The sequence below is a fragment of the Acinetobacter sp. YH12129 genome (assembly GCF_013418685.1).
In the GTDB taxonomy this organism is placed as follows: domain Bacteria; phylum Pseudomonadota; class Gammaproteobacteria; order Pseudomonadales; family Moraxellaceae; genus Acinetobacter; species Acinetobacter amyesii.
In genome coordinates this window covers 224,789-245,745 of the sequence record NZ_VPBP01000002.1, presented here as the reverse complement: position 1 = coordinate 245,745, position 20,957 = coordinate 224,789, and the positions used below count along the sequence as shown (strand labels likewise).

The window sequence follows — 20,957 nt, the reverse complement described above, 5'->3', positions numbered from 1 at the left end:
ATTGCCAAGCGTTATGAAAAAGGCAGTACGATATTGACGAGTAACTTACCCTTTAGCCAGTGGTCCAAATCCTTTGCAGATGATGTCACGTTGACCGCTGCGATGTTAGATCGGTTATTGCATCACTGTCATGTGGTACAAATATCGGGTGAGAGTTATCGTTTGAAGGATAAAAAAAGAATTGGGATTCAGCCCCAGGTTGAAACTTAATACGAGATCAAAGGGGTCAATTTTACTTTGCCATTTGAAAGGTAAAAGGGGTCAATTTTAGAATGCCGTTGACATAGAAATTCCCTCCCTCTCTTTCAACACTCATTTTACTTTGCTTTTTTATTCAAAATACGGACTACCTCTTTTTAAACTGCCTGAATTCTTCTTTAGAAAATTCTATAAATAAAAAAAGCCCCAAGTTATGGGGCTTTTTAAAAAATTTAACTTACTCACTGACTGGATAAAGCAATCCTTGATCGACTCGAAAGATTTGACCTGATCCAAAGTCGATCTGCTGCAGCTCTCCTTTTAATTTTGGGAAGCCAGCAATTTTCTCCAATTGCGGTGAGCGTTGAAAATTCTTCGTTTTAGGATTGTACATCCAATAAATAAATCGCTTATCTTCTATTTTTCGACCATCAGAGGTATCCGAAAGTACAACATCATAGTATCCATCAAAGTTTACATCTAAGAATCCCATACTATTCCCAAAGGCATTAAAGCCTTGTAATGACTGTAGTACCTCGTCATTTGACTTATTAATTACATCTACGCGTTTTAGTGACTTCCCATAAGGTTGGTCTGCAGATTGCACCCCATAAAACTTAAACAGCAGGATAGGTTTATCTGCAGCTTTAAACGCAGGTTCAAACTGTAAATAACTTGTAGATGGTGGTACCGTTTTTTCCATCAGTTCAGCTTTAAACGAGCCTGTATTTGCATTCAATGTTCCTGCTAATCGATAAGCAGTTGCCGCACTTTGTTCAGTCCCAACATTGACTGAATTCAGATCTATAAAATCAGCTTTTTGAGTCCCTTTAAAGTTAATTTGTTTGGGCTCTTGCAGATCAGTCAAAGTCCCGTGCGGATTTCATATACCAGCATACAAATCTAAGAAATAGCGTCCTTCAGTCGAGCGAAGCATCCGCTGCATGGATATCCGAACATCAGGTAAATGCTTTAACTCAGGTTGTGCTATCTCAGCATCTTGTGCAAAACTAATCACAGGTAGACAAAGAGCGAGTAAAAAAGAGAGTTTTGACATTTTCATTGCAATTACACACTCCATGCAGCATGAATAATGCCTACTCTATCACAACCTAAATTCAACTCAGCTGACACAAATATAGGAGTTTTGAAACCACCCATGACTCAAAACCATCAAATTAAATTTGATTCGCTTTTAAAGACCATGTTTCCAAATCTAATGAAATGCATTTCAAACCAATATTAGATTCAATACTTAGATCTTTCAGTAATTCAAACTGATCTACCTCTTATGATCAATTACTGGCTTCACAAGCTCTTGCTTTCTTCTAAGATCAATATATGCATTTTTCCCAACATATACTTCAACAAAGGCTTCTTCAGGCAATTTTAATGTATAAATATTGGACGTGTTTGCAATAGGACTCTTTGCCAAAGTTGGTCATTGATATATGCATGTGTTTTTGTAGAAAAATAATACCCGAATTGAGCATCTCTAATATTTTTTACAATACTTACTTCCTCTTCGTATGCCCATTCCTGCATTTTATAAAGCAAACCATGCTTTATTAAAACCTCTTCATTATCCCAATTTAAAATATTTGAATTTCCTACCGACATTAATTTTTCAACACTTGCCACATTGGCCTGCTTCGCGCTGTTTTTAAATATCTCAACTCCCCTTTTGTTGAAGGAATAATAAATTGATCACCATCTTCAAAACCTGCTTTGCATGTGTCTATTCCGATCACAACACCTTTTTTAACTATCCCCATAATGTGACCAGATGAGTAGATTTAAAGCAGTTCTAGTCAAACTTAAAATCACATACTTTCTAGAAAACTGATTTCGGAATGCACTACTGCTACCGATGTCGGTACATCCAAATCATAAAAACCAAAACCAGTGCATTCAAATGGGTCATTAAAATCTTCTAAATGTGAAAAACATAGAGATTTTGTTTTTAAAATCGTTAAAGCAGTTTCAAAACTCACATATTTATATAAAATCATTATTCTAACCCACGCTAATATTGGGTTCCTTGTAGCATAAAACTCAAAAGATAATTAAATAAATTCTTTTCTTTGATTACGATTTTGTTCGCTTGGATCCAAAGTATGAACGAGTACAAAACATTGTTTTGTACGAAGTACAACGAGGCAGCACACTGTTCTGAGTGACGCGTAAGGAATGAAAGCACTACTTTTCTATTTTTAAGGCAAGTAACTTTAGATATTAAAAAACCCACTCAAAATGAGTGGGTCTTCGTATTCAAATCAATTGATTCAAGAAATTAGTTTTTCTCTTTATCAACGATTTTGTTCGCTTGGATCCAAGGCGCGAAAATGATGAAAGTATCGCTTACATCATTTGAGGCTCGTAGCCTTGATGCCGTCTTTTATAAGGGATAAAAAAGCCCCTGTTAAAAACAAGGGCTTTTTGACTTAGATATCAGAACTTCGTTCTTTTCTTTGTCTACGATTTTGTTCGCTTGGATCCAAGGTACGTAAAAATAGAAAAGCATGCTTTTCTATTTTTAAGGCACGTAACTTTAGATATTAAAAAACCCACTCAAAATGAGTGGGTCTTCGTATTCAAATCAATTGATTCAAGAAATTAGTTTTTCTCTTTATCAACGATTTTGTTCGCTTGGATCCAAGGCATCATCGCACGTAACTTGTTACCAGTTACTTCGATACCATGCGCCGCGTTTTGACGACGACGAGCAGTCATAGAAGGATAGTTCAACGCACCTTCTTGGATGAACATCTTCGCGTATTCACCAGATTGAATACGTTTAAGCGCATTACGCATAGCTTCACGAGACTGTTCGTTGATTACTTCAACACCAGTTACGTATTCGCCATATTCAGCATTGTTTGATACTGAATAGTTCATGTCCGCGATACCGCCTTCGAACATTAAGTCAACGATCAATTTAAGTTCGTGTAGACATTCGAAGTAAGCCATTTCTGGTGCATAACCAGCTTCAACAAGAGTTTCGAAGCCCATTTTAACCAATTCAACAGCACCACCACAAAGAACTGCTTGCTCACCGAAAAGGTCAGTTTCAGTTTCTTCACGGAATGAAGTTTCGATAATACCAGTACGGCCACCACCAACACCTGAAGCGTAAGAAAGCGCAACGTTACGTGCATTACCAGAAGCATCTTGGTGAACAGCGATAAGATCAGGTACACCTGAACCACGTTGGAATTCTGAACGTACAGTATGACCTGGCGCTTTTGGAGCAACCATGATTACGTCAAGGTCAGCACGTGGAACAACTTGGTTATAAAGAACAGAGAAACCATGAGCAAATGCTAGCGTTGCACCTTGCTTGATGTTTGGCTCAATTACGTCACGGTAAAGTTGTGATTGGAACTCATCTGGAGTCAAAATCATAACTAAGTCAGCTTGAGCTACAGCAGCAGGAACTTCTGAAACTTTAAGACCAGCATTTTCAGCTTTTTTCCAAGAAGTAGAACCAGCACGTAGACCTACAGTTACGTCAACGCCTGAATCCTTAAGGTTAAGCGCATGAGCATGGCCTTGTGAACCATAACCAATGATTGCTACTTTTTTGCCTTGGATGATAGATAAATCTGTGTCTTTATCGTAAAAAATTTGCATTGCTGTCTCCGCTAAAATGCTTTTGTTTCCTTTAACTTGATACCGTGATTCTGTTTGATTATTCACGTTTCAAGTACCTCACCCATAGGAGTGAGGTGAATATATAAAATTAGATAGTTAAAACTTTTTCGCCACGTGCGATACCTGAAACACCTGAACGTACAACTTCTAGAATTGTATTTTCAGCTAAGGCATCAATAAAGCCATCTATCTTTTCAGTTGTACCTGCGATTTGAATGGTATATGTCGTTGGCGTTACGTCTACGATTTGTCCACGGAAAATATCCGCAGTACGTTTAATTTCGGCACGTGCTGAACCGAGTGCTTTGACTTTAATTAACATCAATTCACGTTCAATATGAGCACCTTCAGACAAATCAACAACTTTTACAACTTCTACAAGCTTGTTGAGCTGCTTAGTGATTTGTTCAATTTTGTGCTCATCACCATACGTGGTTAAAGTCAAACGCGAAAGTGTCGGATCTTCTGTTGGCGCTACGTTTAATGTCTCAATGTTATAACCACGCTGAGAGAATAAACCTACCAAACGTGAAAGCGCACCTGCTTCGTTTTCTACAAGTACAGAGATAATATGTCTCATTGTGTGCGCTCTCCTTTGCCTAACCACATATCTTTCATTGACTGGCCAGCAACCAACATTGGATATACATGCTCTGAACGATCAACCATCACGTTAATAAACACGCACTTGTCATTGATCGCCATTGCTTCAGCAAGCTTCGATTCGAGTTCATCTGCATGATCAATTTGAATACCCACATGCCCATACGCTTCCATTAATTTAGGGAAGTCAGGAAGTGACTCAACATAAGAACTTGAGTGACGACCTTCGTAGTTCATGTCTTGCCATTGCTTAACCATACCTAATGCACGGTTATTCAAGCATAGAATTTTTACATTCAAGCCATATTGCTTACATGTAGAAAGTTCTTGGATACACATCTGAATCGATGCTTCGCCAGTAATACACACTACTTGTTGATCTGGGAAGGCAAGTTTTGCTGCCATAGCATATGGCAAACCTACACCCATGGTTCCTAGACCACCTGAGTTGATCCATTGACGTGGACGTGTGTATTTGTAGTAAAGCGCACCAAACATTTGGTGTTGACCAACGTCTGAAGTAATGATGGCTTGGCTATTGGTAATTTTATCCAACGCTTCAACAACTTGCTGTGGCTTCATTGAACCATCAGTTGGTTTATCATAGTTCAAACCATGAACTTGACGCCATTCATTGATTTGTTTCCACCAAGCCGCGATATCTTCTGGATTTGGTTTAGACACATTCAATTGCTTTAATTGAGCCAACATTTCAGTCAATACAGGCTCTACTGCACCCACAATTGGGATGTGCGCCATAATTGTTTTTGAAATCGTTGCTGGGTCTATATCAATATGAATGACTTTGGCATTTGGACAGAATTTCGCTGGATTATTGGTTACACGGTCATCGAAGCGCGCGCCCACACACAGAATCACATCTGCATTGTGCATCGTCATATTGGCTTCGTAAGTACCATGCATACCCAACATGCCGATGAATTGTTCATCATTGCCCGGATACGCACCAAGACCCATTAAGGTACTGGTTACTGGATAACCCAGTAAATGTGCAAGTTCTGTCAACTGTGCAGAAGCATTGCCTTGAACCACACCGCCGCCTGAATAAATAATTGGGCGTTTAGCATGAATCAATTCATCAATTGCTTTACGAATTTGACCTGAGTGACCACGATGCGGCGGTTGATACGAACGCATTTTCACTTTTTCAGGATATTCGTAAGCAAATTTCTCTGCAGGATTCGTTGCATCTTTTGGAATATCAACGACAACAGGACCCGGACGACCACTTGAAGCGATATAAAATGCCTTCTTAATAATCGAAGGGATTTCGCTTGCATGACGTACTTGGAAGCTGTGTTTTACGATTGGGCGCGAAATACCAACCATATCCGTTTCTTGGAACGCATCCTCACCGATAAGATGGCTTGCAACCTGACCTGACAAAATCACCATTGGGATTGAGTCCATATAGGCAGTTGCAATTGGAGTTACGGTATTTGTTGCACCCGGACCAGATGTCACCAGTACGACACCTGTTTTACCTGTGACACGTGAGTAAGCATCAGCCATATGACCAGCAGCTTGCTCGTGGCGCACTAGGTAATGATTGATTTTTTCTTGTTGAAATAGCGCATCATAAATATGCAGTACTGCGCCGCCTGGGTATCCAAAAACATGTTCAACGCCTTCGTCCGCTAAAGCGCGTACGAGCATTTCACCACCAGATAAAAGTTCCAACGTGATTCACCCTAATCTTTTTTCACGCACAAATGGAGGGCATTTGTCGTGGTTAATTCATTAACTGTGTGCTCTGTTATAGCACACAAATTTCATAGTTTTCATAGCAATAAGAAAAAAATCTGACCTGCTTGCTGTTTGAGCAATATGGGGTCTAAAACATGTTGGGATAAACATATTTTGTTGGCTTTGTTCAACGTCTCGGCTAGAGAAGAAGTCCATTGCTAAAATGCACTCATTCGAAGGGTGATCGATCTAAGGCATATAAAACTAAAGACAGCATTTTTGTAGTTTCAACCATTAAAGTCAAGTTTAAAAATCGGCTTTTTTCTGATTACTTACAGACCGTTTGTTTTTTAAGCACACTCCCGTTCTTTGCATTCTTTGTAGTTTGTTTATTTATAACCAGTTAGCATGTATTTAATAAAATACTTTTATAAATCTAATAAATAAATTAAATGAATGGATGTATGTTTTTAATTCAATTGCCTTACATTGAAGTTGCTGCATAGGTTAAATGATAAGAATCCAATATTTTTATTGCTTATAAATCCCCCAATTCATCATTCACAAAGTTATTCATCCCACACGATGTCCCTTTTATCCTTTGTGCTAAAAAATGCATAGATTCTACTGTCAAAAAAGCGCAAAATTTTCAGCATAATTTTGCATGATCACTCTAACTATGGGACTGAATTTATGATGAAGACGACGATTGTACGAACTGCATGTATTTTATCTAGCATGGCATTTTGCCTGACCAGTTTGGACCTTTCAGCGAAAGAATATTACAAATGGGTGGACGCTAAAGGTTCAACGCATTACACCACCACGCCACCGCCAAAAAATGCGCAGCGCAAAGGTAAAGTAAATACCTATGGTGCAACAACGACTACGCAATCAACTCCAGCAAAAAACCAAGAAGAGGTTTCACGTGAAGCCGAACAGTCGAATGAACAAAATGAGCAACTAGCGGAACAACAACGCGAAGCCAATGCAGCGCTCCGCCAAGCTCAAGCGGTAGCTGCCGCACCACAATAATTTACGCCAAAGCCTTCAATTTTGACTTAAATTATTTACATCTACACAGCATCGCAAAATTCACTCTAGGCGTATTTTGCGCTATGCTGTAGCACAAACTTTTTAACCGTTATTTCTATTTACGTTTATGACTACTCACATTGACCCTGAATATCAAGCCAGTGCGATTGAACCTACAGTCCAACAAGACTGGGAAAATCGCAAAGCCTTTAAAGTTGCCGACCAAGTAGAAGGACCACGTCGTTATATCCTCTCTATGTTCCCTTATCCAAGTGGCAAACTGCATATGGGTCATGTGCGTAACTATACGATTGGTGACGTGATCAGCCGTTTCCACCGTTTACAAGGTGAAACTGTGCTACAACCCATGGGTTGGGATGCTTTCGGCCTACCTGCTGAAAATGCGGCGATTGCCCATCAAGTCGCTCCTGCAAAATGGACTTTTGAAAACATTGATTACATGCGTAATCAGCTTAAAAAGTTAGGTCTTTCTGTAGATTGGGATCGTGAATTTGCAACTTGCACACCTGAATATTACCGTTGGGAACAATGGTTATTCGTACAGCTTTATAAAAAAGGTTTAATTTACCGTAAGCTTTCAACAGTGAACTGGGACCCAGTAGACCAAACTGTTTTAGCAAACGAACAAGTTGAAAATGGTCGTGGCTGGCGTTCTGGTGCATTGGTCGAAAAACGTGATATTCCAATGTACTACTTCCGCATCACTGACTATGCGCAAGAATTACTTGACGATTTAGAAACATTAAAAGACGGCTGGCCACAGCAAGTTCTTACCATGCAACGTAACTGGATTGGTCGCTCTCAAGGGATGGAAATCACCTTCCCTTCAGCGAATCCAGACGTTTATGCAGATGGTTTAACTGTATTTACCACTCGTGCTGACACACTCATGGGTGTGACTTATGTTGCAGTTGCAGCAGAACACCCAATGGCGTTAAAAGCTGCTGAAACAAACCCTGAACTTGCTGCATTTATTGAAGAATGCCGTATGGGTTCTGTTGCAGAAGCCGATCTTGCGACGGCTGAAAAGAAAGGCATGGCAACTGGTCTTTCTGTGAAGCACCCAGTTACAGGTGAAGAAGTTCCTGTTTGGATCGCGAACTACGTCTTGATGTCTTACGGTTCAGGTGCGGTGATGGCAGTGCCTTCACACGATGAACGTGACTTCGAGTTTGCCAACAAATATGGCTTAACCATCAAGCAAGTGATTGATGCCAAAGGTGCAGACGATGCAGACTTTGACGCAACAACTTGGCAGGAATGGTACGGTTCTAAAGAAGGCAAACTGGTGAATTCAGGCGAATTTGATGGTTTAGATTTACAAGGTGCATATGATGCATTCCTTGCAAAATTAGAACCGACTGGACTTGCCAACTCGAAAGTTCAATTCCGTTTACGTGACTGGGGTGTTTCTCGTCAGCGTTATTGGGGTTGTCCAATTCCAATGATCAACTGCGAAAAATGTGGTCAGGTTCCTGTACCTGAAGAACAGCTTCCAGTTGTATTGCCAACGGACGTGGTGCCGGATGGTTCAGGCAATCCACTCAACAAAATGCCTGAGTTCTATGAAACCACCTGCCCATGCTGTGGTGGCGATGCTCGTCGTGAAACAGACACTTTAGATACTTTCGTAGAATCTTCTTGGTACTATGCACGCTATGCATCTCCAGATTTCACTGATGGTATGGTGAAACCTGAAGCGGGTCAAACTTGGTTACCTGTGAATCAATACATCGGTGGTGTTGAACACGCGATTCTACATTTACTTTATGCACGTTTCTTCCATAAATTGATGCGTGATGAAGGTGTGGTACAAGGTAACGAACCATTCACTAACCTTTTAACTCAAGGTATGGTGCTTGCGGATACTTACTACCGTGAATCTGAGTCAGGTAAGAAAACATGGTTTAACCCTGCCGACATCGACTTAGAACGTGATGAAAAAGGCCGTATCATTTCTGCGAAATATCAAGGTGATGGTCAAGACGTCGTGGTTGGCGGTCAAGAAAAAATGTCGAAATCGAAAAATAACGGTATCGACCCGCAAGCGATTATTGATCAATACGGCGCAGATACTGCACGTGTATTCATGATGTTCGCTGCTCCACCAGATCAATCACTAGAATGGTCTGACGCTGGTGTTGAAGGTGCAAACCGCTTCTTAAAACGTGTATGGCGACTAGCAACTGGTTTCCTTGAACAAGGCAACTCTGCTGCAAACATCAATAAAGCGACACTATCTACCGCTGCACAAGACTTGCGTCGTAAAACACACGAAACCATTCAAAAAGTGGGTGATGACATTGCACGTCGTCACGCCTTCAACACCGCCATTGCTGCGATGATGGAACTTTTGAATGCAAACAATAAGTTTGAAGCGAAAGATGACAATGACGTTGCCGTTGCACGTGAATCAATCACAACCCTTCTAACTTTACTTGCTCCGTTTGCACCACATTTAAGCCAAACCTTATTGGCTGAGTTTGGTATCGAATTAACATCAGCACGCTTCCCTGCTGTAGATGAATCTGCGCTGACTCGTAATACACAAACGATTGTGGTGCAAGTAAACGGTAAGCTTCGTGGCAAAATAGAAGTATCTGTCGATGCCTCTAAAGATGACATTCTTGCACAAGCAAAAGCATTACCGGAAGTTCAACAATTCTTGACTGGTCCAACCAAGAAAGAAATTGTGGTGCCGAATAAATTAGTGAATTTAGTGGTTTAATTTAATCCCCCTAAATCCCCCTTTACAAAAGGGGGACTTCCCGCTCCCAATAAAAAATCGGGTCTCCTCCCTTTTTTAAAGGGAGGTCGGGAGGGATTAAAAAACAATTCCCAAACAAAGCCCGTTGCCAGTCAACGGGCTTTGACTTTACAATCCACACAGGATTTCAACATTATCCCTTCGGGAAACAGAGGACACTTTATGCACTTGGTTCAACGTGTTGCTGCAATTGTATTAACTATGGGCCTGAGCGCAGGCATGGTCGGTTGTGGTTTTCATTTAAAAGGCACCAACCCTGCTGCTGTACCTGTAGCCTATTCCAATATGCGATTGGCACTTCCTGAAGATACGGATGACCTACATGAAAAGTTAGCGATTTATTTAGGTTCTGCAGGCGTGCAATTGAGTAATAATCAAAATGCCTATGTCTTACATGTGTTGGATTACACTCCGCGCCGTTTAGAACTCAATGGTAAATTGGTTGAAACTTTATTGCGTTTGAATGTGACGTTCCAAATTGAAGATGCTCAAGGTAACCCTGTGACAGAACCACGTACATTGATGGCAACACGTAGCTACCAATACGACGTTGCAACCGTGAACACCGATGACCAAGAAGAAAAATATTTAAAACAAGTGATTATTGATGACATTGCACAACAGATCGTGCGCCAAATTTCATCAAACCGCTTACCGAAAGCAAACCCACTAACTGCACCGACCAAAGCTGAGTAATTTTGATTTATGAAACTTGACTATCTTCAGGCATTAAAACGTGTAGATGAAGCGCAAGGTGCCTGGGTGCTACATGGTCAAGAGCCATTACTCGAACAAAATCTCCTCGATGCATTTCGTAAGAGTTGGAACGCTCGAGAAATCGAGCGTCAACGTTATGACATTAGCTCTGCTGCTGACTGGAAAAATGTCTTTAATGCGTTAAATAGTTTGTCATTATTTTCCAGTCAACTGGCGATTGAGGCACATGGCAGCATTAAACCCGATGCCAATGGACTAAAACTGTTAAAAAGCTATTTGCAGCAAAATGAAAATAACTTGCTGCTCGTGGTCATGCCGAAGCAAGACAGTGCGAGTTTAAAGACCAGTTTCTTCCAAACCATTGATGCCAATGGGGTCAATGTTGCACTGACTGCAAATTACCCTAAAGATCGTCAGCAAATCTTAGCCACCGAGGCGCAAAAGCTTGGCATTCAACTCGCCAATGATGCTTGGCAATGGTTAGAACAGCATCATGAGCACAATTTACTGGCTGCAAAAAATAGTTTAATGCGTGTCGCAGATACTTTTCCTGAAGCTGAAATGATTCAGATTGATCATCTGTACTCTTGCTTACAAGATCAGTCACGCTACACCACCTATGATTTAAATGATGCAATGCTGCAAGGCAATTTGGCGCAATCAATTAAAATTTTTCAATATTTGATTGCCTCTGGTGAGCCGATGTCACTTATTTTATGGAGTATCAGTAAGGAAATGCGCTTGCTGATGCAACTGTTTGAGCAACCACAAAATGCCTTGCAAATTGGCATTTGGAAGACCAAAGTCGGACTGTATCAACAAGCTTTACGTCGTTTAAATGCCAATGAGTTTCTGACTTGGCCTGCCCTACTGTTACGTTTAGATGCCTCGATTAAAGGTTTGGGACATGAAAATCCGGAGCATTTAGTGCAACAAGCGATTGCCAGCTTATGTGGTCGAAAATTATTTTATTAAAATTTATCTTTGATATTTTCAGCGCTCGATGATAAAAAAATAACTAAACGAATAATTCTCATTTACATTTGTTCAAAATATTCACAATTTATCCGTATTTAACTCTTATAATTCAAATAACTTTCTTAACTCTTTACTGCCAATCATGCCAAAAATAAAACCAGCAAAATTGATCGTAGCCATCATCGCTGCTCTGGCGATCGCTGTCACAGCATGGCATTTTTTTAAACCGAAACAAGAGCAACCGCAGTACATTACGGCTGAAGTCAGCCGTGGGGATATTGAAAACTCAGTGCTTGCAACCGGTGTACTTGAAGCGACCAAAATGGTCAGCGTGGGTGCGCAGGTTTCAGGTCAGGTTAAAAAAATGTATGTGCAACTTGGCGATGAAGTGAAACAAGGTCAATTGATTGCGCAAATCGATTCGGTACGTCAGGAAAATGACCTTAAAACAGCCGAAGCCAGTATTAAAAATCAACAAGCGCAATTGGCAGTAAAAAATGCAAATTTAGCCAAAGTCGATGCTGAATATAAACGTCAGCAAGCGATGTACGCTCAAGATGCGACTAGTCGTGCAGAACTTGAATCTGCGCTAGCAAGTTATAAAACTGCGCAAGCTGATATTGCAGCCATTAATGCACAAATCGAACAATCACGTTTAACTTTAGCGACTGCAAAAGAAGACTTAGGCTATACACAAATTGTTGCACCTATGGATGGAACCATCGTGGCGATTGTGACTGAAGAAGGTCAAACCGTAAACGCCAACCAAAGTGCGCCTACCATTGTGAAATTGGCTAAACTCGACACCATGACCATTAAAGCTGAAATTTCTGAAGCTGATGTGATGAAAGTCCAAGAAGGTCAAACTGTTTACTTTACGACATTGGGCGACAGTGAAACAAAACACTATGCTACCCTGCGCCAAGTTGAACCTGCACCAAACTCAATTAACACCGAAAGCAACAGCAATACCTCTTCGTCTTCAAGTACTGCGGTTTACTACAACGCGCTATTTGATGTCCCGAATGAAGACGGCAAATTGCGTATCGATATGACCGCTCAGGTGTATATCATTTTAGACGAAGCCAAGAATATCTTGACTGTACCTGCTGCAGCCGTACAAACCTCGAACCGTCCACAACGTAGCCGAAATAATACGTCTACCGATGGTGAATCTGCTGATAAAAATACCAACGCAGAAGCTAAATCGAATAAAGATAATCCAAACCGTCCTAAACGTTTAGAACTAACCGAAGCTGAAAAAGCATTGGTCAAACAAGGTAAAGCGAGCGTTGCTATGGTACGTGTATTGCAAGCGGATGGTTCTGCACAACCTCAACCTGTATTACTTGGTTTAAATAACCGTGTGACCGCACAAGTGATCCGTGGCCTAAAACAAGGTGACAAAGTCGTAATTGCCGACGGTTCAGATACCTCTAATGATTCAGCGAAACGCAGCAACCGTGGTGGTGCTGGCGGCCCAATGAGAATGTAATGATGAGTCAAAATCAGACGCCTCTACTCGAGGTCAAGAATCTGACGCGTGAATTCCCTGCCGGAGAAAACACCGTCCAGATTCTAAAAGGGGTGAATCTTGAGATTTACCCTGGTGAATTAGTGGCTATTGTCGGTCAATCTGGTTCAGGTAAATCAACCCTAATGAACATTTTAGGTTGCCTAGATAAACCCACAAATGGCAGCTACAAAGTCAAAGGGCGCGAAACGCGTGAACTTGAACCAGATGAACTGGCACAGTTACGCCGTGAATATTTTGGCTTTATTTTCCAGCGTTATCACTTACTCGGTGATTTGAATGCTGCAGGTAACGTTGAAGTTCCCGCAATCTATGCCGGTGCAGATGCAACCGAACGCAATGCACGTGCCAAGCAACTGCTGACTGACTTAGGACTGGGTGAAAAAACTCAAAACCGCCCGAGTCAACTTTCGGGTGGTCAGCAACAACGTGTATCGATTGCGCGCGCCCTCATGAATGGTGGCGATGTTATTCTTGCCGATGAACCGACCGGTGCACTAGATAAGAATAGTGGTATTGAAGTAATGCGGATTTTGCGCGAACTCAATGCCAAAGGTCATACCATTATTTTGGTCACGCACGACCATAATGTTGCAAAAAATGCGACTCGAATTATTGAAATTTCTGACGGTAATATCATCTCAGATCAGCCCAATGTACCTGAAACAGATGATGAACCTTTAGAAAAACAACAACTCGTTCCAAACACACAGAAAAAAACCTCAAGCTGGCGCTCTGCCGTTGACCGCCTTGGTGAAGCCTTCCGTATGGCGATCCTTGCCATGAATGCACACCGGATGCGTACATTTTTAACCATGCTCGGGATCATTATTGGTATCGCTTCTGTGGTTTCTGTTGTGGCTCTTGGGAATGGTTCGCAAAAGCAGATTTTAGAAAATATCAGCAGCTTGGGGACCAATACCATCACGGTGTATCAAGGTCGAGGCTTTGGTGATAATTCCAGATCCTCCCAAGTAAAAACATTGGTTCCAGCCGATGCGACGGCCCTTGCGGAACAGCCTTATGTTGACGGTGTCAGTCCATCAGTCAACTCATCTGTCACAGCACGTTTTAAAGACACAGAGGCTTCAACCACAGTGAATGGCGTGAGTGAAGATTTCTTCTATGTCAAAGGAATGAACTTCGCTTCGGGTCAGCCTTTTGATAAAGAAAGCGTGACTGAGCAAGCGCAAGATGTGGTGATTGATAGTAATACTAAAAATACCTTCTTTGCCGATGGCACTAACCCAGTGGGTCAAGTGATTTTATTAGGCAGTGTACCGAGCCGTATCATTGGCGTGATCGAAGAACAAAAAAGCATGATGGGTAACTCAGATAGCCTGAATGTGTATTTGCCCTATTCAACGGTCATGAGTCGTATGTTAGGTCAGTCGAATGTACGCAGCATCATTGTCCGCGTAAAAGATGAATACCCAAGTGCTGCGGCTGAGAACGCCATATTAAACTTGTTGGTGCAACGTCATGGCGCGCAAGATGTCTTTACACAGAACTCCGATAGTATCCGTGAAACCATTCAACAAACCACTGCAACAATGACTTTATTGGTGTCTGCGATTGCGGTGATTTCATTGATCGTCGGTGGTATTGGGGTCATGAACATTATGTTGGTTTCTGTGACTGAGCGTACTCAAGAAATTGGTGTACGTATGGCCGTGGGTGCCCGTCAAAGTGATATTTTACAGCAGTTCCTGATTGAGGCGGTGTTGGTGTGTATCTTAGGCGGTGTGCTTGGGGTTTTATTATCTTTAGGTATTGGACAATTGATTAGTCATTTTGCCGGTGGAACATTCCAAATGGCCTATTCAACGACGTCTATCGTTGCTGCATTTGTCTGCTCAAGTATGATTGGTATTGTGTTTGGCTTTATTCCTGCACGTAATGCCGCACAGCTGAACCCTGTCGATGCGCTTTCTCGCGAATAAGGAAATAATGATGCAAATGACCTTAACTAAACTTGCAAGTGCCTTCATTCTTGGAAGTAGCTTAGTCGGCTGTGCCGCTGTGGTTAAGACGCCGTATGAAGCTCCTGCAACACAAATCCCGACGCAATTTCAAAATGCGAAAGCCATGAGTCAGCAAGTTCATGCAGATACGTATGCTGACCAATGGTGGACATTGTTTAATGATGCTCAATTAAACCAGTTAGTGAATCAAGTTTTATCTGCCAATACAGACCTTGCGGTTGCAGGTATTAATTTACAGCAAGCTCGACTACAAGCAGGTTTAGCTGTAAATAAACAAGGGCCACGCGTGAGTTCAAGTGTTTCAACTGGACATAACTTTGACCTTAACTCAGGTGATGACTCATCAAAAGGTGTATCACTCAGCGGTGGCGTTAGTTATGAAGTAGATTTATTTGGTCGTTTGGCTAGCCAGACTGAGGCCGCAAAATGGGAAGCTTTAGCGACTGAACAGGACCTACAAGCCACGGCCCAAAGCTTGATTGCAACAACAGCAAACCTATATTGGCAACTTGGCTATTTAAATGAGCGCTACAGTATTGCGCAGCAAAACTTAGCCAGTACGCAAAAAACCTATGACTTGGTCAAGGTGCAATATAAAGCTGGCGCTGTGTCAGGTTTAGATCTAACCCAAGCGGAACAGTCGGTCCAAAGTCAAAAATCGACCTTAAGCCAAATTGCCCAACAAAAAGTGGAAACACGCACTGCATTGGCTGTGTTGTTACATCAACCTGTGCAACAACTGAATATTTCAGAGCCGCAGCGCCTACCTCGAATTGCATTACCGACGATTGCAGCAGGTTTACCAGCCGAGTTGTTGTCTCGCCGTCCAGATTTACAAGCGAGCGAATTAAGATTACGTAAAGCTTTGGCAAATAAAGATGCAACGAAAGCGAGTTACTACCCTTCGATCAGTTTAACTGGCAGTTTAGGTTCGAGTAGTACGTCTTTGAGTAATTTATTACAAAACCCTGCTTTGGCTTTGGGTGCAAGTTTGAGTTTACCGTTCTTGCAATATAACGATATGAAAAAGGATTTGGCGATTAGTGACTTAGACTATGAAAAATCTATTATTCAATATCGTCAGACCTTGTATCAGGCTTTTGCCGATGTGGAAAATGCGCTATCCAATCGTACTGAGTTAAGTCAACAAGTTGCATTGCAAGAGCGTAATGTACAGCTTGCAGAAAAGACTGAGCGTTTGACTGAAGTTCGTTATCGTAATGGTGCAATTGCGTTGAAAAACTTGTTAGATGCACAGGAAACCACACGTAATGCTCGATTGTCTTTGGTTCAGACCAAGCAGAGTCAATACAATGCTTATGTGACGTTAATGCAAGCTTTGGGTGGAAGTCCGATTAAGCAATTGCCTTAAACCCTTTACATATAAAAAAGCCCGAAAGGGCTTTTTATTTATCCATCATTTTAAACACCGTAAATTCAAAATTATCTTTTGCGCTGACTTCCTCTGGGCGCTCCTGATCCATCTTGTTTTTCTTAATTACATCTTCATGCCAAACGGGCAATGGTTTGATATGCAATAAAATTCTTCGTGCAACAAAGTTACACACATCAAATGGATAAGCAAATAAAGCTGGAACCCAATTATAATGATAAATGATTCGAAAAGATTGCCATGTTTCTTTCCAGCTTTCTTTTGCACCTTGAACATTTTGACAATAGGTTAGTTGGGTAAACGGATCGATGGTACCGTACATAGGATGCGGTTTGGGGTAAAGCTCCTCTGGTCCTTTCATCATAAAATGACAAATAAAAGTCCATAAACCTTGAGTACGAAATATTCCAATCATTGGAAAGCCAATCACAAAGGTATGTTTTAGGATGCCGTCTTCGATGATATGTGCCCGAAGCTCTCGTAATGGAATGCCAGACAACCCAAAACTACTGCCCATAATATAAACTACATCTGTCCATTTCTTTTCTATATATTCTTGATCATTAATATAGAAAAAAACTTTACCTGTTTTTCTATTAAAAAGAACAGGCTTACAAATAGGTTGTTTATGATCATATTTAAAGTAAGGACGTAGAAATGCAACACAAGGAAGTCCTATTACAAAAAGTACAGCTATAAGGAAAAAAAAAGCCTCTCCTACACTAGAATTATCAAGAAAAGAAAGAATACCAATGTAGTAAAATAAAAATAAAAATAATGGAAACATTGGAATTAATAAACTTATTCCTTTTCCTAACCTTGCATAAGATTGATCAATCAATTCGATATAATCATCATTCATGCTAATAAATGACCAATTATGATTACGTTTAGAATCATTTTCTGGTTTAAGTAGAACGTCTCCTTCATCTAACTGAGAAAAAGGAACATCCTGTTTAAATACATCATAACCAAAGTCATGATTTTTTATTTTACTTTTCATATTAATTGTATACCGACTTTAGGCCCAACATTTGTTGTTGAATAGTATCAAACCTAATTATACTTTGATCCGTTGATAATAAACATTTACGAATCCATTTTTGGATATCATTATCTTGGGCAAAATATGCAATTAAAGATAAAATAGACTTTTTCATTTCTTATCAGAATAATCCTCAGGATAAGGATCATCTTTAATAACTTTTCGATAATCGTAAATAGACTCTAAAATTAATTTCTCTGATGTATCTTCATGTCGTGCAGTAAATAGATATATTTCTTGAGGATTTTTAAAGCCATACAGATCAAAAACTTGTTCAGAGTTTTCACTGAGATATATTAACGAAGCTGCGGAACTTTTAATAATATACATAAATAAAAAGTAAAAATCGCAGAAAAGAATATTAAAAAATTTACTAGATCAAAATTTTGAGGGAGTACAATGGCTTTGTTGAACAAACCTATCTGTAAAGGCTTTTTCAGCGATATAATTTTCAAATGAAGAAACCTACACACAAAATCTACCGCACAACCAATTGGCCCGCATATAACCGAGCACTCATGAGTCGCGGAAATATTGCCCTTTGGTTTGATCCTGCTACGCAATGGTATGCGCCATCAAAAGGCAAACAAGGGCGAAATCAAACCTACTCCGACGCAGCCATCCAATGCTGCTTAATAATTAAATCCTTATTTCGTCTGTCTTCACGTATGGTTACTGGCTTTATGCAAAGTCTGATTAAAATTTGCGGATTAAATTGGATAGCTCCAGATTACACCACGCTTTGTAGAAGACAAAAGCATATTGATATTGTAATCAGCTAACAAAAAAGTAGCGATGGGCTGCATTTACTCATGGACTCTACAGGCATGAAGTTTCGAGGTGAGAGCGAATGGAAGCGCAAGAAACATGGACCTGAATATCGTCGCCAATGGCGTAAACTTCATATTGGTATAGATACTAAAACCCTACAAATACGAGCAGTTCAGCTTACAACCAATAATGTCAGTGATTCACAGGTGCTTGGCGATTTACTTAATCAGATTCCACAAGATGAGCGGATTGACTCTGTTTATACTGATGGAGCTTATGACACCAAGCAATGCCGTCAGGTCATTGCAGATCGGCAAGAGGATGCGGTGATTCCACCTAGAAAAAATGCGAAACCATGGAAAGATACAAAGAGTAGCTCGCTAGAGGGAATGAATTATTTCGAACAATTAAACGTTTAGGCCGGACACTATGGAAAAAATGGTCAGGCTATCATCGGCGAAGTTTGGTTGAAACTAAGATGCATTGCATTAAATTATTAGGAGATAAACTCTTTGCAAGGAGTTTTGATAGCCAAGTGAATGAGATCCATGCACGTGGAGCAGTGCTCAACAGATTTACGGAATTAGGTCGACCACTTACCCAAGTTACGCCTTAAATTTGGCTCAATTAGGGGGGGGCTTTGTATTTCAAATCTTTGTGCAACAAAGCCTTTTAAAAGTAACTGTAGGTCAAATTTATGTCTTTTGTGCAGTTAATCGGTTCCTTTATGCTTTTAAAACCGTCACACCAAGCGTTTATGTTATTAGTATTATTTTTTAGTGAACCAAGTAAAAAACATAAAAAATAGCCCTCCTATTATTCCTATACCAATGCAAGTAATGAAATATAATATTATCAAATGTGTTTCCATAATTTTATCATTAATAACATCAATCAACATCCCCAAGAGGAAAGCTGATATACCTAAAACTATTCCCTTTATGAAACCTGCTAGATAAGGATAATTTTCAGATTCATAATTGGATATAAAAAATGATAAAATTACTTCAACTAGAATTGTTAACATTTTATTTATCCTGCTTCTTATCATCAGAGGTGCTACTATTAATTGCTCTAGATGATGTTTGTTGTAATGCAAATTGATTTGCCCAAATTACTAATCCACCAGTATTTTTTCCAGCAATGGCTGTAGGCACACCCGTTGTACCAACAAATGGAACTTTAGCTGTTTGTGCCATCGCCCCCCCCCCAAGCTCCAAAAGCAGCTCCCGTACCTACGGCAACTAAAGATCTAGATCCATCCCATTGTAAACATTTACATTTATACATATCTTTTGCTTGTAAACTACTATCCACCAGTACACTACCACCAGTTGTTTTTACCACAGCCTGTCCCACTGGCGTTGCCGATATATTTTTCGCATTTTGTAAAGCCGTTTTCGATAAACTCGGTATACTTTTTATTCCTTCTCGACCTACTTTTAAAACCACTGGTGCTGCCTCTTTTCCACCTACAATAGCATAAGGGGCATAACCCGCTACGGCTACAGCTCCTAGGTTATTATTTCTCATAGCACCTTGAGCCTTTAAATCCTGAGCGAGTTGCGGATCTTTAGCCAAAGGTGACATAGTATTTGGAAGTAATTTTGCTAATACTCCACCGTTACTGCTACCTCTACTATTATTGATTACAGGAAAATCATTTCTTTGACTTTCTGTAGGACTTACAGCAGGCGTATTTGCTCTTAAAACCCTCCCTTTTTCCGCATCACTTTGTATTAATTCTAGTTGGGTTTTATTATTTGGATTATTTCTAGATTGTTGCACCATATTCTTAATTTGATTGTTGCTTTCCTCGCTGGCAGAATCAGTTAACCAAAATAATCCATTATCTTTCCCACCCATCAACCCCATCGGATCTACCCACTGATTAGGATCACTTACATATTTAGTATTATGTAAGCCTTCTAGCAACCCAATCGGATCATTACTCACATACCTTGCCTTGCGTAATTTTAAAGCAGTGCTTTAAAATTTCTTAGGCTCATAATAACGGTAACGGTTATAATGTAATCCTGTCTCTCCGTCATAATATTGCCCTTGGAAGCGAAGATTGCTTTGCTCAAGTAAATTATGAGAAGCCTTTATTTCTAAAGCGTCACCCCATACATTCTGCTTAATTTCCCAAATACACTCACCTAATTCATTAGTTAATGTTTGTGGTGTACCAACTTGGTCACAGTGATAAAAAAGCACCCGTTCCAATTCAGCTTTATTTTTTCGTGTTTCCCTTTTCCATATGGGATCATTATAAAACGATATTCTTCATGCTGAAATTGAGCATAGTAAGGGATTTTTAAAAGCTTGATAAAACCGGTATAACCTGTCTGCAGTAACGGTACGAAACTCTGTGGTTTACAGACTTAATACACGATTTTTATGCTTCAATTTTAAATCAACAAATAAAAAGCTAATACAATGATTATGTAACGTTGGTGCAGGGATTAAGTGTAGTACTTTTTCCACAATTACCTTAATTCATATTAAAAAAGCCTAGAGAGGCTTTTTCTTTTTACATACCATTCTAG

Annotated in this window: 19 protein-coding genes and 2 pseudogenes; 9 read left to right on the top strand and 12 right to left on the bottom strand. The window is 40.3% G+C overall.

Features of this window, described 5'->3' with window-relative positions; translation table 11 throughout:
• Positions 1-210 (top strand): annotated as a pseudogene (istB, locus tag FTU65_RS02435) (IS21-like element ISAba8 family helper ATPase IstB); the annotation flags it as partial.
• 226 nt (positions 211-436) lie between these two features.
• Here istB and FTU65_RS02430 read toward each other — a convergent pair.
• From FTU65_RS02430 to FTU65_RS02405, 7 genes are all read right to left on the bottom strand, one after another.
• Positions 437-1,066 carry a hypothetical protein gene (locus FTU65_RS02430; RefSeq protein WP_257222738.1) on the bottom strand — a complete coding sequence of 210 codons (630 nt, stop codon included), beginning with the start codon at positions 1,064-1,066 and terminating at the stop codon, positions 437-439.
• A 15-nt stretch (positions 1,067-1,081) separates the two neighbouring features.
• Entirely contained in the window at positions 1,082-1,255 is a 174-nt protein-coding gene (locus FTU65_RS16200; protein ID WP_257222739.1) for a hypothetical protein, read from the bottom strand.
• Positions 1,256-1,587: 332 nt separating this feature from the next.
• Positions 1,588-1,839: a hypothetical protein gene (locus tag FTU65_RS02425; RefSeq protein ID WP_180012084.1), complete on the bottom strand. Its 252-nt coding sequence runs from the start codon at positions 1,837-1,839 to the stop codon at positions 1,588-1,590.
• Positions 1,818-1,973, bottom strand: a complete 156-nt coding sequence (locus FTU65_RS02420) for a hypothetical protein (protein ID WP_180066162.1) — start codon at positions 1,971-1,973, stop codon at positions 1,818-1,820. Before FTU65_RS02420 ends, FTU65_RS02425 begins: the two co-directional genes overlap by 22 nt.
• Before the next feature lie 841 nt (positions 1,974-2,814).
• The gene (gene ilvC / locus FTU65_RS02415) at positions 2,815-3,831 is read right to left on the bottom strand and encodes a ketol-acid reductoisomerase (RefSeq protein ID WP_078192867.1); all 1,017 of its coding nucleotides are present in this window, start codon (positions 3,829-3,831) and stop codon (positions 2,815-2,817) included.
• A gap of 109 nt (positions 3,832-3,940) precedes the next feature.
• Positions 3,941-4,432, bottom strand: coding sequence for an acetolactate synthase small subunit (ilvN, locus tag FTU65_RS02410; RefSeq protein WP_078189625.1), 492 nt, complete (start codon positions 4,430-4,432; stop codon positions 3,941-3,943).
• A complete protein-coding gene (locus FTU65_RS02405; RefSeq protein ID WP_168378448.1) occupies positions 4,429-6,156 on the bottom strand; it encodes an acetolactate synthase 3 large subunit in 1,728 nt (575 codons plus the stop codon). Before FTU65_RS02405 ends, ilvN begins: the two co-directional genes overlap by 4 nt.
• A gap of 699 nt (positions 6,157-6,855) precedes the next feature.
• Between FTU65_RS02405 and FTU65_RS02400 the strand changes: the two genes are divergently transcribed.
• The 7 genes from FTU65_RS02400 (at position 6,856) to FTU65_RS02370 (ending at position 16,571) form a co-directional block, all read left to right on the top strand.
• Positions 6,856-7,197, top strand: a complete 342-nt coding sequence (locus tag FTU65_RS02400; protein ID WP_180012081.1) for a DUF4124 domain-containing protein — start codon at positions 6,856-6,858, stop codon at positions 7,195-7,197.
• 127 nt (positions 7,198-7,324) lie between these two features.
• Positions 7,325-9,946, top strand: coding sequence for a leucine--tRNA ligase (gene leuS / locus FTU65_RS02395; protein ID WP_180065168.1), 2,622 nt, complete (start codon positions 7,325-7,327; stop codon positions 9,944-9,946).
• A gap of 201 nt (positions 9,947-10,147) precedes the next feature.
• Complete coding sequence (gene lptE / locus FTU65_RS02390) at positions 10,148-10,681, top strand: LPS assembly lipoprotein LptE (protein WP_078192675.1); 534 nt, start codon at positions 10,148-10,150, stop codon at positions 10,679-10,681.
• A 9-nt stretch (positions 10,682-10,690) separates the two neighbouring features.
• Positions 10,691-11,677 carry a DNA polymerase III subunit delta gene (gene holA / locus FTU65_RS02385; protein WP_180065169.1) on the top strand — a complete coding sequence of 329 codons (987 nt, stop codon included), beginning with the start codon at positions 10,691-10,693 and terminating at the stop codon, positions 11,675-11,677.
• Positions 11,678-11,822: 145 nt separating this feature from the next.
• Positions 11,823-13,175: a MacA family efflux pump subunit gene (locus FTU65_RS02380; RefSeq protein WP_180065170.1), complete on the top strand. Its 1,353-nt coding sequence runs from the start codon at positions 11,823-11,825 to the stop codon at positions 13,173-13,175.
• Between the two features lie 2 nt (positions 13,176-13,177).
• The gene (locus FTU65_RS02375; protein WP_180065191.1) at positions 13,178-15,157 is read left to right on the top strand and encodes a MacB family efflux pump subunit; all 1,980 of its coding nucleotides are present in this window, start codon (positions 13,178-13,180) and stop codon (positions 15,155-15,157) included.
• 10 nt (positions 15,158-15,167) lie between these two features.
• Positions 15,168-16,571 carry an efflux transporter outer membrane subunit gene (locus FTU65_RS02370; protein WP_180012088.1) on the top strand — a complete coding sequence of 468 codons (1,404 nt, stop codon included), beginning with the start codon at positions 15,168-15,170 and terminating at the stop codon, positions 16,569-16,571.
• A 34-nt stretch (positions 16,572-16,605) separates the two neighbouring features.
• Here the strand turns inward: FTU65_RS02370 and FTU65_RS02365 are convergent, their stop codons facing one another.
• Positions 16,606-17,595 (bottom strand): hypothetical protein, encoded by a 990-nt coding sequence (locus FTU65_RS02365; RefSeq protein ID WP_180065171.1) that lies wholly within the window; start codon positions 17,593-17,595, stop codon positions 16,606-16,608.
• A gap of 497 nt (positions 17,596-18,092) precedes the next feature.
• Between FTU65_RS02365 and FTU65_RS02360 the strand changes: the two are divergent.
• Positions 18,093-19,024, top strand: a pseudogene (locus tag FTU65_RS02360) (IS5 family transposase).
• A 153-nt stretch (positions 19,025-19,177) separates the two neighbouring features.
• On the opposite strand, the gene FTU65_RS02355 reads toward FTU65_RS02360, so the two are convergent.
• From FTU65_RS02355 to FTU65_RS16515, 4 genes are read right to left on the bottom strand one after another with little or no spacing between them, the layout of a single operon-like run.
• Entirely contained in the window at positions 19,178-19,435 is a 258-nt protein-coding gene (locus FTU65_RS02355) for a hypothetical protein (protein ID WP_078192682.1), read from the bottom strand.
• Between the two features lies 1 nt (position 19,436).
• Entirely contained in the window at positions 19,437-19,607 is a 171-nt protein-coding gene (locus FTU65_RS02350; protein ID WP_180065172.1) for a hypothetical protein, read from the bottom strand.
• Positions 19,591-20,364: a hypothetical protein gene (locus FTU65_RS16520; protein ID WP_373683452.1), complete on the bottom strand. Its 774-nt coding sequence runs from the start codon at positions 20,362-20,364 to the stop codon at positions 19,591-19,593. Before FTU65_RS16520 ends, FTU65_RS02350 begins: the two co-directional genes overlap by 17 nt.
• Positions 20,365-20,397: 33 nt before the next feature.
• Entirely contained in the window at positions 20,398-20,625 is a 228-nt protein-coding gene (locus FTU65_RS16515) for an RHS repeat domain-containing protein (RefSeq protein ID WP_373683453.1), read from the bottom strand.
• Positions 20,626-20,957: the final 332 nt, after the last annotated feature.